13 protein-coding genes are annotated in these 13,276 nt (G+C 42.4%); 1 reads left to right on the plus strand and 12 read right to left on the minus strand.

The features are described from left to right. Positions 1–119: 119 nt before the first annotated feature. The 12 genes from ACZ47N_RS05360 to ACZ47N_RS05415 all read right to left on the minus strand — a co-directional run bounded on the left by ACZ47N_RS05360 (position 120) and on the right by ACZ47N_RS05415 (position 11,266). Positions 120–497 (minus strand): hypothetical protein, encoded by a 378-nt coding sequence (locus tag ACZ47N_RS05360; protein WP_464888105.1) that lies wholly within the window; start codon positions 495–497, stop codon positions 120–122. Between the two features lie 49 nt (positions 498–546). Continuing rightward, entirely contained in the window at positions 547–1,161 is a 615-nt protein-coding gene (locus ACZ47N_RS05365) for an ABC transporter ATP-binding protein (RefSeq protein WP_464888417.1), read from the minus strand. Positions 1,162–1,175: 14 nt separating this feature from the next. Next, positions 1,176–1,826, minus strand: coding sequence for a molybdate ABC transporter permease subunit (gene modB / locus ACZ47N_RS05370; protein ID WP_464888418.1), 651 nt, complete (start codon positions 1,824–1,826; stop codon positions 1,176–1,178). 21 nt (positions 1,827–1,847) lie between these two features. Continuing rightward, entirely contained in the window at positions 1,848–2,636 is a 789-nt protein-coding gene (gene modA / locus ACZ47N_RS05375; RefSeq protein WP_464888106.1) for a molybdate ABC transporter substrate-binding protein, read from the minus strand. 51 nt (positions 2,637–2,687) lie between these two features. Continuing rightward, on the minus strand, positions 2,688–3,029 hold the full coding sequence (locus ACZ47N_RS05380; RefSeq protein WP_464888107.1) for a winged helix-turn-helix domain-containing protein: 342 nt from the start codon (positions 3,027–3,029) through the stop codon (positions 2,688–2,690). Positions 3,030–3,043: 14 nt separating this feature from the next. Beyond that, positions 3,044–3,628, minus strand: coding sequence for a nucleotidyltransferase family protein (locus tag ACZ47N_RS05385; RefSeq protein WP_464888108.1), 585 nt, complete (start codon positions 3,626–3,628; stop codon positions 3,044–3,046). Then, the gene (gene yqeC, locus ACZ47N_RS05390; protein ID WP_464888109.1) at positions 3,625–4,413 is read right to left on the minus strand and encodes a selenium cofactor biosynthesis protein YqeC; all 789 of its coding nucleotides are present in this window, start codon (positions 4,411–4,413) and stop codon (positions 3,625–3,627) included. Before yqeC ends, ACZ47N_RS05385 begins: the two co-directional genes overlap by 4 nt. Beyond that, positions 4,413–5,231, minus strand: a complete 819-nt coding sequence (locus ACZ47N_RS05395; protein ID WP_464888110.1) for an XdhC family protein — start codon at positions 5,229–5,231, stop codon at positions 4,413–4,415. The genes yqeC and ACZ47N_RS05395 overlap by 1 nt, the downstream gene beginning before the upstream one ends. 21 nt (positions 5,232–5,252) lie before the next feature. Then, on the minus strand, positions 5,253–6,047 hold the full coding sequence (gene yqeB, locus ACZ47N_RS05400; protein WP_464888111.1) for a selenium-dependent molybdenum cofactor biosynthesis protein YqeB: 795 nt from the start codon (positions 6,045–6,047) through the stop codon (positions 5,253–5,255). An 18-nt stretch (positions 6,048–6,065) separates the two neighbouring features. Beyond that, positions 6,066–7,088 carry a molybdopterin-binding protein gene (locus ACZ47N_RS05405; RefSeq protein WP_464888112.1) on the minus strand — a complete coding sequence of 341 codons (1,023 nt, stop codon included), beginning with the start codon at positions 7,086–7,088 and terminating at the stop codon, positions 6,066–6,068. A 600-nt stretch (positions 7,089–7,688) separates the two neighbouring features. After that, positions 7,689–9,533 (minus strand): methyl-accepting chemotaxis protein, encoded by a 1,845-nt coding sequence (locus ACZ47N_RS05410; RefSeq protein ID WP_464888113.1) that lies wholly within the window; start codon positions 9,531–9,533, stop codon positions 7,689–7,691. A gap of 230 nt (positions 9,534–9,763) precedes the next feature. Continuing rightward, a complete protein-coding gene (locus ACZ47N_RS05415; RefSeq protein WP_464888114.1) occupies positions 9,764–11,266 on the minus strand; it encodes an NCS2 family permease in 1,503 nt (500 codons plus the stop codon). Between the two features lie 348 nt (positions 11,267–11,614). Here ACZ47N_RS05415 and ACZ47N_RS05420 point away from each other — a divergent pair, with 348 nt between their 5' ends. Beyond that, entirely contained in the window at positions 11,615–13,270 is a 1,656-nt protein-coding gene (locus ACZ47N_RS05420; protein ID WP_464888115.1) for a PucR family transcriptional regulator ligand-binding domain-containing protein, read from the plus strand. The last annotated feature ends 6 nt before the right edge of the window (positions 13,271–13,276 follow it).

Genomic DNA, 13,276 nt, shown 5'->3' on the forward strand with positions numbered 1-13,276 from the left:
ATGCGCCTCCCAAAGATTCATTCCCTATAACCCACCCCCCTACGGTAGGGGGTTGTCCATGAAATTAAGTATAGTTGGTTTCTTCGGAATTGTCAAGTGCCCTCTGGGCCGCCTTGGCTTTAGAAAGCAATCCAGTAGGGCTTTATGATATGAGCCCCTAAAAACAAAAGCATTCCTAGGGCTAATATCCGGTGAACTGGCCTCCACATTTTTCTAAGGGAATATACGGCCTGACCCAGAATGGCTACGGCTCCCATCAAGAACAAGATCAGCCATACCAAAGTTCCAGAATGAAACCCAAGACTTCCTCCCATCATCAAATATCCATGATAACCACCAAGGACTACCATGAGGCTTCCAATAAGAGGATGGACTTTCCGTAGAATTCGATACAGTGGTACCAGCTCCTGATTTTGGCCCAATTTTTTCTTGATCGGGTAGATTCCTCCCATGAGGATCGCCGACAGGGCATTAATCCAGCCCAGAAATGATGCCATCGCTTGATCTCCTCCTTCTATTCGTATCCCTGTTATGCGTTGAATATCCTTACTGGAAATGAATTACTGTATCCCCCATTATTTTAACATCTTTCCAGTCATGGGTCACTAATACCACGGCTACTCCTTGGCGAGATAAAAAATCTCCAATCTCTGCCCGCAAGGTGTTTCTGGTCGCAGGATCCACGGAGGCAAAAGGCTCATCCAATAATAGTACCTTGGGGTTGCCTGCCAGGGCCCGTAAAATGGCTACTCTTTGCTTTTCTCCACCGGATAAGGTCCTTGGATACTGATGGCGCTTATGAGCCATTCCCACTGCCTTTAACCAGGTCATCATCTGTATTTCCTTTTCTTCCAGATTTTTTCCTTCCATGCCAAATAAGATGTTGTCCTGCACCTTCATATGGGGAAAAAGTCCGTAGTTTTGAGGTACATACCCAATTCTTCGATTTCTAGCCGGCAGATTAACTTTTTTCTCCGAATGATAAACCAGATTTTGGTCAATCTGGATCCAACCGTCATCTGGTTCCATGAGACCAGCGATCATTCGTAAGGTCAAGGTTTTCCCCGATCCAGAAGGTCCAAAAAGACTAACCACTTGGCCTTTTTCGCACTCCCAACTAACCTTTACGATTACGTCTTCCAGTTTTTTTTGAAAATCCACTTTTAACAATTTCTTCACCACTTTTCCAGATTTTTCCTTTGACTTAACAATAAGAGAGCCAGGATGGTAACGCCACTAATCAACAGCACCAAAAAATTAGCCTGTTGATAATCCCCAGCTTGAACCGCCTCATAAATGGCAATGGAAAGAGTTTGAGTTTTTCCTGGTATACTGCCAGCTACCATGAGAGTGGCACCAAATTCGCCCATGGATCTGGCAAAGGCTAAAATGCTGCCACCTAGAATCCCCTGCCAGGCTATGGGTAAGGTAATCCTACAAAAAACATCTATTTCAGATTTCCCCATGGTTCGTGCTACATCTTCCAGATCTGTATCCACCCTGTCTATACTGCTCTGTACCGCACGTATCATTAAGGGTAGAGAGACCAGAGTTGCTGCCAGTACCGCTCCCTGCCATGTAAATACAAGGCTAATGCCGAATTGGGCCTGTAGCCATCTGCCAATTGGGCTTTGATTCCCCACTAAAATCAGCAGGTAGTAGCCTAGCACCGTTGGTGGTAACACCATTGGCAAGGTCACCAAAGAAGACAGTAGGTTTTTTCCTGGAAACGATCCTCTAGAAAGCAGCCATCCCGTGGGAATTCCAATAAATGCCGTTAGGATCGTAGCAAAAAGAGCAATTTTTAAAGAAAGAAATACGGGCATCCAATTCAATGGTAACACCTCCTAGTATGGCAGATCAAAGCCATGGTTTTGTAAAATAGTAGCCGCTTCTTCCTCCATTAAGAAGGCCACAAACAATTGGGCCCCCTTTTTTTCCTTGGCTTCGCCTACAATACCATAGTGCAGATCCAAGGGTTCATGAAGGCTTTCATCAATGATGCGATACTCCAATGCCTCTGAATTTGCTAGGGATTTGGAAATAATTCCCGCAGAGACATTTCCGGTTTCGATATACTGGCGAACCTGCATAACGCTGTTTCCATACACTATTTTATCTTCTAAAGCCTTCCAGTTCCCAGATCTTTCTAAGGATTCTTTGGCTGCTTTTCCAAAGGGTGCGTGATCTGGATTGGCTATGGCTAGTTGCTGAACATTCTTGGATAAAAGGTCTTCAAGGCTATGTACTGGTTCACTATATTCCTTGGAGTAGGCTAACACAATTCTTCCTTTGGCGAATAAATCGATGTATTCTTCTTCCAGCTTCCCTTGTTGTCTTAGATGGTCGATCCATGATTTTTCAGCAGAAGCAAAGATATCTACTGGTGCTCCATGGACTATTTGCTGGGCTAAATTACCGGATGCATTGAATTGAAAAACAACTTCTATTCCTTCTTGTTCCTGAAATCGATCTCCAATTTCCTCTAAAGCAAATCGAAGGCTAGAAGCCGCTGCTACATGCAGTTTCCCTTGGGCTATTTCCTTTTCTTCAGCCCTTCCCATGCCAAATCCTCTTGTCAAAACCACTATGAGCACTAGGATTCCTGCTGCAAGAATAAGTCTCCTCTTTTTCACCTATCTCTGCCCCTTTCTTTCTTCGTTATTCTTTTAATCGAATAACGACCATCAAAAAAATGACCCTTCTTCAAAGGCTTTTATTTCTTCTCTGATTCGCTGGTCTATCCGATTTTTCAACTGTTCATATTTGTCCATGAGTTTTTTGGCTTCTGGCGTCAGGCTAGATCCGCCACCTTGCTGACCTCCAATGCATCGGTTCAAGATGGAAACCTTCAGTTCCTTTTCCATGGTTTTGACCATGGTCCAAGCTTTGCTATAGGACATTTCCATGGACAGAGCTGCCTGCCGCAAAGAGCCGGTTTCTTCCACCTTTTTCAAGAGCATCAGAGGCCCTTCTCCAAATACTTTCTGGCCATTTTCCACTAGAGAAATTCGAAATCGATAGTCCAAGGGGACCCTCCTTTCTAAATTTTCAATTTTTCTATTAACCTCCCATAGGCTTCCCAGGTATCGGCGTCCATCCCTGTTTCCAAGCAATCAAAGTAGCACTCCTCCACTGCCTGTGGATTTGCTTGTATAATCCCTCTTCCTCCTTGATCTCCTTCTACTTGCAAAAGCTGTTCCCTATAAGTCCAGGGAAATAGCACCGGATTTCCTGGCCTGCCAGCATAGACAGGTCGAAGGATACAAGCCGGGTGTTGTTGATGGATTTCCACCAGTTGATTAATGACTTCCGCTGACAATAGCGGTTGATCGCCCATAACAAACAGGTATCCTGAGCTTTGAGGATGTGCGTGTCCAACCCCCAGTTTCACGGCTTGACTTTGGCCCAAAGCTGCTTTTTCGTTGAGAATCGCTTGATGGACATAATTTCCAACGGCTTCCTTTACTTCCGGATTTCGGTAAATCAAGATCCGCTCCTTGACCTTTGACTGATGAAGGACCTTGGCAATATGACGAATCATTGGCTCTCCTTTAATGGGCAACAATAGCTTTTCCTGACCCATTCTTGTGGAAAAACCAGAAGCTATCAAGACTGCAGAGATCATATTTTTTCACTCCAAATCAATTGATAACGAGTTGGATCAAAGGCAGTGGCCAACATGAAATCCACTCTATTGGTTTCCTTTTTCTCCCTCAGTAGGGTCGCAATTTCTATGGCTTGTTGCCTAAGTTTCTGGGTGTCCGCCTGATTTAATATCAATACTCTTTTGGCTTTTGTTGAACTGTATTGAAAAAGGCCTTGGGGATGTGCAATAAGTCGAGCAAAACTCTCCTCGGTGATTGATTGTCCTATTGGTGTGGCTGTTCGTTGGGCAAAAATCTGACTTCGGTGTACCGTCGCTTCTGTCATCCTTTGTCCAAGTGCCCTTAGTCCCAAGACGCCCACCACCAAGTCCGTTGATGCTAGCAACACTGGTTCTGTTTTATTACAAGCTTTTATGGGCTTTTCCCGAGAACCATCGGATTCAATCAATAGGCGATCATACGCTTGTTGCTGAAGGATCCTCTCCAAGGATTCTGGTAAAAACCCCTTCAACTTTTGTTCCTCCGTCACCCGCTCTCCCCCAATGGTAATGCCTTTGATAGGCGTTTTTTTTTCTAGGGAAGTTGTCTTTTCAGATTCTACCCAGAGGCAATCAAAGGGTTCTTTCTCTGGTTTATACAAGGCTGTAGTGCTGGTAACCAACACCTTTTCCCCAGCATCTCGAAAGTTTCGGGCTAAGGCAAACAGACAAGTGGTTTTGCCACCGGCTCCTACAAAAGAAATCACTCGAGGCTTTTCAAAACATTGGGGATAACGGGTTAATAGGGATATTTCCTTGGTTTCCATTATGCCTGCTCCTGCTCTTTTCTCTTTGTATCTTTCAAGTGAATTAATTGGCCCTGATGGGTTATTTTTTGAATTTCCGCCATGATACTCAGGGCAATGTCTTCTGGCCTTGTACCACCAATACCCAAACCAGATGGGGAATACACCTTCTTTAGTTGCTCTTCTTCATATCCTTCTTCCAACAATTTTTCCAGCGTTTTCTTTGCTTTGCTCCAGCTTCCGATCATTCCTATATATGCTGCTGGGCTATGGATCACGGCTTTTAATGCTTCTTCATCCTGCTGATGTCCACGGGTAACCACCATCACACAGCTATTGTCATCAATGGGGTACTGAGAAAGCCTTTCAGCTACATTCCCTACTATGATTTCTGCGGCCTTTGGAAACCGTTCCTTGTTTCCAAATTCTTCCCGATCTTCAAAGATAACCACTTCATATTTAAGCAGGCAAGCCAATTGGTAAAGTTCGAAGGCCACATGTCCGCCGCCGGCAATTAGTAATTTACGAGAAGGGCCAAAAACTTTAATATATCCTTCTATAAGTCCTCCGCAAATCATTCCCAGTTCTGCAGAGTCACTTAATTCATACTTGAAGTGTTTCGACGTATTCTCTTCTATGCAGTGAAGGGCTTGATCCATCACTGTTTTTTCAATTTTTCCACCGCCTATGGTCCCAAGGATTTTTCCATCTGCTTCCACGCACATCAGACTCCCCTCTTTTCCAGGGGTAGAGCCTTCGGATCTAGTGAGTGTTACCAGCGCTATTTTCTGTTGTTGCTGTAGTGCTTTTGTGATTTTTTCCATGATTTTAATTTCCATCGATTCCACCTCCGCCCTCTTCTAAAGATGACTTAACAACAGGATCGCTTCCAGTACGCCTCCCGCTATGTTTCTTCCTTTTTCCGAGATGGTATAGCAATGGTCCACTTCTCCTCTCGGATCCACATCTGCAATTTTAAGGTTTTCAGATACCCAGGTGCCCTCTCTGATGAGGCCTCTCACCACTCCATCTATTCGGGTTTCTACTGGCTTTCCTTCTACGGATGCTATAGGATCCCCAGCTTTCACCAAATCACCTATTTTTTTGTAAGCCCTTAGAACCCCCTCTCCAGGGGATCGAATCACTCGTTCTTTCGTATATCCTAGGATGCTCCCAGGGCTTCCTGTGTCTACTTGGGCTGTACCGTGAAATATCAAGCGTCCCAGATGATGGCCTCGATTGGTTTCAATCACGATATCAACATCCTTACCAGCTTCAAAACCAGGGCCAATGGCAATGGTCTTTGGCGCCATCCCCCTATGTGTCCCCAGGTTTTTCTTTGCCATGATGGCATCTACTACCACCTCAAAGGATTCTTGTTCTAAAATCTTGGCCTCTGGATCCACCATAATTGGTACTCGATTTTCTCTCCAACTCTTTTTTATTTCTTCTCCTGTGGTTACCAGCCTGGCCTCTACGTCTTCCACTCGGCTATGGCCTTCTTGTACCGCCTCTGAAAAGGCTACGGTTCTTCGAATTGCCAATGGTTGTGCTGTCTCCAAAACCAATAGGCGAAACCCACTTCGATGCAATTTATGAATAATAGCGCTGCTCAAATCTCCACCGCCTCGTACCAGTACTTTTTGATTCCTCATCCTATTTCTTCCTTTCTTTTAACGAGATAAGGTGCATACTGGATAATGGCATTCCTCACAATTCTGGCATAGTCCCCCATGTCCCAATCCACTCATTTCTTTTTTGGTTGGTTTTTCCCCTGCCATTAACCTAGGCAGCACTAAATCAAGAGAGGTTATTTTATGATACATGGCACAGGCAGGAATGCCTACCATGGGCACTTCCCCAGCATAAGCCAGCATTAACATGGCTCCCGGTAGTACTGGTGCTCCATAGGAAATCACTTGTGTCGCTGTGTCTGCAATGGCTTTGGGTGTCATGTCATCGGCATCTACGGACATACCACCAGCCAATAAAATCAACTCGGCCCCGGCTGCCAACAGCTGTTGAATTTTTTCTCTTATCACCCGATCTTCATCTGGTGCAAAAACAGGTTCTAACCCAATGGAACCCAATTGTTCTATTTTTTTCACCAACACTTCACTAAACTTATCTTCAATGAGACCTTCATAGACCTCTGTTCCTGTCACTAGAATTCCTACCCGAAGGGACTGGATTTTTTTTATGCTAAGGATAGGTGCTTTCCCCTGACACAAGGCTTCCACCGCCGCAATTTCTGCATCTTTAATTTTCAGGGGAATAATCCGCGTGCCTGCTACCAGCTTGTTGGGAGGTACCACCGTATTATGACGAATGGTAGCCATCATGATATGCTCACGATCATTCAATTCTTCCAGTAAGTCTGTGTTGATTTTCAGCAAACCACCTTCTTTTGCCACCAAGCTTATTTTTCCTTCTGAAGGCCCTTCAAAGAAAAAATCCTCTTGGTTGGCAGCGGCTTTTGCAATCCGAATAGCCGCCTCATTTTCATGAACTTCATCTGGGGTCATCTCCATCACCCAGATGTTATTTTTGCCCATGGCTTTCAGGGCTGAGATGTCTTCTTGTCCTATCACATGGCCTTTTTTAAATGCGGCTCCTTTGTATTCCTCTGGTACGATTTTGGTTAAATCATGGCCTACCATCATGCCTATGGCTTGTTCTACAGCTACTTTTTTCATCTTATAACTCCTTTAAATCCCTACATATAGGGGCTCTATTCTCGCTTTCTCTATTGTACGTTTTTTCTGTCTTCTTTTCAATGGATTTTGCAAATGCATGGAAACAATCGTGTATCCGTCTCTTATTTTCTTTCTATTGCAACGGAAAAGTCTTTCTTTTATTCATTTGCTATGATAAAGATAGAGAAGGCATGTTATAAAATAAAAAAGACGCTTCGCGTCTTGTTAGTTGGAAAGTTGGTTAGTTGGAAAGAAAAAGCAAAGTCAAAGTCACAAAATAATCCACACGTTAAATGCGCATGCTATTTCCTTAGCCATAAAAAAATCAGGAAGCTGCCAAGGACACTACAATGGTTACACATCGGTGTGGTAAAAAATTTTGATGTCCAGGAAAAAAGCGGAGAATTGATAGTTTCTACACCCATAACTAGGTCTCTTCCCCTTCTTAAGGAACCAAGTAGCTTGATTGATTGCTGACTTTCTCTAGAATACTTCTTATCTTAAGTTTATTTTCCGCTTTTTATTTTGACTATCAAAACAAAAACCCGATCTGGTTTGTATCACCTAATCGGGCTTTTGTTTTATCTTTGAACTATATGATCAAACGTTAAACTTCTTGATCAACTGGGTTAATTCCTCTGCCAAATCAGACACCTCTCTTTGAGCAGAAACAATATGATCGATACGTTCCTGCTGTTCATGCATGGATGCAGATGATTGTTGGGTACTGGCTGCATTTTCTTCGGATATTGCAGATAGATTCTGCGTAAGATCGACAATACGGTCTTTATTTTCTGCCATGATATTTTTAGAATCATTGAGCGAATCAATAATGCTCTTTATGGAATCAATGGCTTTTGCAATGGCGTGAAATTTTCCTTCTGTGGCTTGTACACTCTGATTCTGTACTTTCGCTATGCTTTGAGCATTTCCCATGGTTTTTACCGCTTCTTGGGATTTCACTTTAAGTTCATCAATGACGGTCTTTATCTCATTTGTGAAATTATTTGATTGCTCCGCTAACTTCCGAATTTCGTCTGCTACAACAGCAAATCCCTTTCCAGCTTCACCTGCTCGTGCAGCTTCTATGGCTGCATTTAGGGCTAATAGATTTGTTTGATCCGCAATGTTTTGTATCATTGCACTGGCACTCTCAATTTTTTCTGCACTTACATTGGTACTTTGAACAACTTCATCGATGGATTGCATCGTCTGATCGCTTTCTTTTGTCCTTTGAATAAGATCGACCAAGATCATAAAACCATCTTCTTTTTGTTGATCTATGTCCATGGTTGCCTGATTTAATGCACTCATGTAGTTTGAATCATTATTTAATAGGGTGTTTATCTGCTCAACGGCTGTCGCTAACACTTCAACATCTTTGGCTTGTTCAGATGCACTATTTGCAATTTCATTGATGACACGAGCACTTTCTTGTGTGGATATCAACCCTTGTTCCGCACTAACGGATACTTCTTGGGTGTGTGAAGTCACTTGATTCGCTGTATCAGCAACTCCTCTAATAATATCCGCTATATTCTTTATAAATTGATTGACACTGGATGCCAGTAATCCTAGCTCGTCTTTTGATTGAACATCGATGCTCTGAGTCAAATCGCCACCATTTTGAACCAGTTGGTGAATACTCTCCTGAAGTCTATTAATATTCTTTATCACCTTAAAAATAAGGCTATACAGAAGGACTCCACTAATGAGAATCGAAATACTAAGACTAAGGATGCCAATGATGGTTAGCCTCTCTACTCTTGCTTCTAGATCCGCTACGGTACCCTCTGTTCTTTTTTCTAAAGCATGAAAAAAACTGTTAATCGGTCTCATGATTTCAGCCTTATATGTCATATATTGCTTATCATGCATTATTCGAATGGCCGCATCACCAGGAGTTTCTCCAGGGCGCATTACTTCCCTTTCTTCAGGTCCGATGTTGTTATCCGCTAAGTTCATTGCGATGACTTCAGTATTTACCAAACCATCGGAGTTGGCATTGGATTCCGCTAAAAGCGCAAATTCTTCCTCCGTAAAATTTAAATCCTCCATAATATCAATCAAGGCTCGTGTATCATTGGAATCCGGACTAGGAGCTACATCATCAACGGCTACAAGGTCCCAGTATATTAAGTGATAGTTTTCTGGTCTAGGCACTTCTCCATTTCTGATATCAAGTATCTTAAAATATTGACGCAGATATTCTTGGGCTTGTTCCGGATCATTTTCTTTTTCTACAACGTAGAGACGTGCCAATCGCGTTAAATCATCTGAAGATTGTCTTAGTTCATCGGCTCTTAGGTAGCTATTATACCGAACCTCCTGATGATAACTTAAACTGTCTTGGGTGTTTTTTAATATAAACATGATCCCAATGTTAACCACTAGCAAGATGACGATGGTTCCAATAGACAATAGCAACAATTTTTTTATACGCATGAAAATCCCTCCTCTTTCCTCTAAATTCCATAGCATTACCATTTCTGTATCCGATGGTATTCTCTCTCTGTATCTACATTATGATTCATGCTATGAGTTTTGTATTGATACCCAATTATCAGAATTTTATCTATCGATATAATTTTTTCTTTACTTTTTTGCAAAAAAAAACCAGCCAGACGTACATCGCCTGACTGGCTCCTTTTCTTCTTACTATTTCGCTTTCATCTTTAATCCACAAGAGAGGTTCCATTTGTTTCTTCACTTCCAAAGCGATCAAACACCATAAACATGATGGCCATAATAACATAGCCAGCGGCAAACTTATAATCATAGAAAAAGGCCAGCTTAGGAGCGTGCATAAATCCAGTGGCCGCAAGTCCTGCTGCCACCAAGGAAGCAATCGCCGCTTTCGGATAATCATTGTCTATAATATATACTACGATTGCACCCCATATTAAGCCTGAGAACATGGCCCCCTGCCCCAAGGGCACAATTCCAGTAGAAATGCCTGCTACGGTTTCACCAGCAGCATTATTAAACCGAGTCATCACATAATTTCCAAAATAAGGGAACATGGCGATCACCACTGCTGGAAAATGGCGCTGTGGAACAGATGCAAAGGTTTGAGCAACCATAGAGATTCCTACAAAGACCAAGATCGGTGCAATAACCGGCACAGGGATAATCTCTGAAATAGCTGCAACAATTCCAAAAAGAGAAGCCAGTAGGAAAACGCCCCCATTTAAAACCGAGTAGCCTCGTCCAGCATTCATCCACTTGGATCCTACAGAAGCAATATAAACCGTCGTTGGAAAAACGCCGCCAAAAAGGCTGCCCAACATAATGCCGCACCCATCTACCAACATACATTCACGCGCACTATAATCATCTCCGGCAGATGCCATCGCCTCTACATTGTTCATGGTTTCAATAAAATTATAGATAGAAATTGGTAGCAGTACTGCAATGAGTCCTACCATAGGTCCCATCAAATATTGGAATCCTTCAATAAATCCAAGGGTTGGTAGAAATGGATATACGCCAACATTCCCCATCCCTTCTCCAATACGGCTCATTTCTACCTCTCCCAGACTATAGGCTAATACGGTACCAATAATAATAGCAAATAATGACGCTGGTAATCGAAAGGGCATGGCCTTTCGAGCAATTAGTCCAACAATAATAATGGCTAACACCGTAAAGCCGATCATTGGCATTTCGTGGACATTAAAAAACAATTCTCCACCAATAAACGTGAAGGCAACTCCAGCAAGAGCACCAAGCATAGAAGCTCTAGGCAGGGTTTTTCGCACCCAGTTCCCAATAAAACTTCCAGCCACTTCCACCAGTCCACCAAAAAAACAAGCGGCTAGTCCGATACGCCATGCCACTTCAGGATCACCCGTAAAGGCAAGAGCAGGTCCCATGACTCCAAACAAATACACAAACATAACTGGTGTACTAATCCCATAAGACAGGGCTGTTACATCTGTTCTTCCTTCTTTTTGTGCAAGACGGTTGGCCATATAAGCATAATAAATATTTCCGAACAAAACAGAGACGGCTGCTCCCGGTATCACCCGACCATATACAATGCTAGTGGGATACCCCATTCCAATAAGCGCCACAGCTATTAGTACAAAGTTGGCCAAATTGTTTTGAAACAGGGCGAAAAAACCATCAATATCTTCTTTCTTAAACCATGGATAATTTACTTGCTGTTTTGTCATCCTTTTCCCTCCTCTTGTTTTCGATAACGGTTTACTAGTTGCTTGATACTATTTTCGCTATGCTGTACTAAAGTCCTTTGGTATCCTTATACAAATAATACCTGATTTTTTGAACTTTGTTCTCTTTTTAACAATAATTTTTCTTATTTATACGCCGGCTGAATCTCCAGACAATTGTTAATTGAATGAATTCTACGCGTAGAACAAGTATGTAAGACTTTACCAAAAATGCCATTTTTACTTTCGCCATGGGTTTTTATTGGATGAAAAAAGGATTTTGAGAGGCAACGTCGAAAAGGATATAAAGCCACAGGAAATGAATCTCCGAGACGACAAGAGGGAGGACCTATGAGAAGACAAAATGGCATCACCTTAGATGAGGTCATGAAAATGGATTGCATGAAAAAATGTCAGATTATCGCAGGACATCGCGGCGTCTTTAATACCGTATCCAAAGTCAATATAATGGCAGATCCCGATGCCTTGGAATGGGTTGATGCCTGTGAATTTTTACTCACCACAGCTTATTACTTTAAAAACGAACCTTTAGCAAAGCAGAAAGAGCTGGTTCAACGCTCTGCTCAAAGAGGATTGTCGGCTTTAGGCATTAAAATCCAACCCTATTTAGAGGAGCTTCCTATGGAAGTTTTGGAGACCGCCAATGAGTTGGATTTTCCTATTGTAGAACTTCATGACACCCTTCCTTTTTCCGAAATAATGACCCCTATTTTTCAGGAAGTATTTAATAAACAAACCTCTTTGTTGCAGCGCATCGAAAAAATCCATGAGGAATTAATGAATGTCATGCTTCGAAGTGGCAGCATTGAAGAAATTCTTCAAATTGTTGCAGAGCACCTTCAGAATCCTGTGATGCTTCGCATTGAAGGACGGAATATCTGGCGACAGGGCGGCGGCAAAATTGATGAGGATTTATGGCAAGCTCTTCCAGAAAATGCCAAACAGTTTTTGGAGCTGGCTGAAAAAGGAAAAGATCAAAGTCATTTTTATGAAGATCAGGTCACCCTAGTTCAAAAACGGATTCGACGCATGACCATGCCTGTGGTGGTCAAAAACCGAGTTTCTGGATTTTTAATGGCTTGGTCCATTAAAACTCCTCTTGGTGGTTTCGATTTATCTGTACTGGAGTCTGCCGCTACCACCATTGCTTTAGAAGTTCTGCGGCAAATGTCCATTCGAGATGTGGAGAACCGGTATCGGGTCGAATTTTTCGAAGATTTAATTTCTATGGATCCCAATCGAAAAGAAAAAGCACTGGAAAAGGCCTCCTTGTTTCAATTAACCCAGACAGATTATTTTATGGTGCTGGTTATCCAAGGAGATGAACCTTCCACAGAAATGTCTGGTGATCTGTTTGATAAAATAAGCTGGATTCATTATGAGACAGAAAAATATTTTAGAGATACCTCTGTCAAATCATTAATGGTGTTCAAAACCGATAGCCTCTATGTCCTTCTTTCCGCCGAATCCGAAAAAGAGCTTCAACAATCTGCACTGGCTTATGGCAGGCAAATTCTATCCCGACAGCCTAAAAAACAAGCAGCCTTCCATTTTAGGGTGGGCATCGGAAGATGCTATGCAGGCTTAGACCAAGTAGATCAAAGCTATGAAGATTCTGTAAAAGCACTGAAGCACGGCCCTCTTATTGAAGAAGAAAAGGCCGCCTATTTTGAAGATTTAGGCATTTATAAAATACTTTGCCACCCTTGTTTAGAAAAAGAATTACACCAGTTCTACGAAAAAACCCTGGCACCGCTGGTGGCCTACGACAAAAAAAAATCTTCAGAACTCCTAAAAACCCTGGAAACCTATTATCAACAAGGTGGCAACCTCCGCAAAACCGCCAAAACTTTATATACCCATTATAACACCACCCTCTATCGCATGGAGAATATCCAACGGATCACTGGAATGGATTTAAACAACCACAAAGATAGACTGAATTTGGAAGTAGCTTTAAAAGTAAAGAAACTATTGGATGCCTAAAAAAGC

The sequence above is a fragment of the Tindallia texcoconensis genome, assembly GCF_055383815.1.

Coding starts and splice junctions, on each gene's coding strand:
- ACZ47N_RS05360 (WP_464888105.1), bottom strand. CDS start 497: ATGGCATCATTTCTGGGCTGGATTAATGCCCTGTCGGCGATCCTCATG.
- modB (WP_464888418.1), bottom strand. CDS start 1,826: ATGCCCGTATTTCTTTCTTTAAAAATTGCTCTTTTTGCTACGATCCTA.
- ACZ47N_RS05385 (WP_464888108.1), bottom strand. CDS start 3,628: ATGATCTCTGCAGTCTTGATAGCTTCTGGTTTTTCCACAAGAATGGGT.
- yqeC (WP_464888109.1), bottom strand. CDS start 4,413: ATGGAAACCAAGGAAATATCCCTATTAACCCGTTATCCCCAATGTTTT.
- ACZ47N_RS05395 (WP_464888110.1), bottom strand. CDS start 5,231: ATGGAAATTAAAATCATGGAAAAAATCACAAAAGCACTACAGCAACAA.
- yqeB (WP_464888111.1), bottom strand. CDS start 6,047: ATGAGGAATCAAAAAGTACTGGTACGAGGCGGTGGAGATTTGAGCAGC.
- ACZ47N_RS05405 (WP_464888112.1), bottom strand. CDS start 7,088: ATGAAAAAAGTAGCTGTAGAACAAGCCATAGGCATGATGGTAGGCCAT.
- ACZ47N_RS05410 (WP_464888113.1), bottom strand. CDS start 9,533: ATGCGTATAAAAAAATTGTTGCTATTGTCTATTGGAACCATCGTCATC.
- ACZ47N_RS05415 (WP_464888114.1), bottom strand. CDS start 11,266: ATGACAAAACAGCAAGTAAATTATCCATGGTTTAAGAAAGAAGATATT.
- ACZ47N_RS05420 (WP_464888115.1), top strand. CDS start 11,615: ATGAGAAGACAAAATGGCATCACCTTAGATGAGGTCATGAAAATGGAT.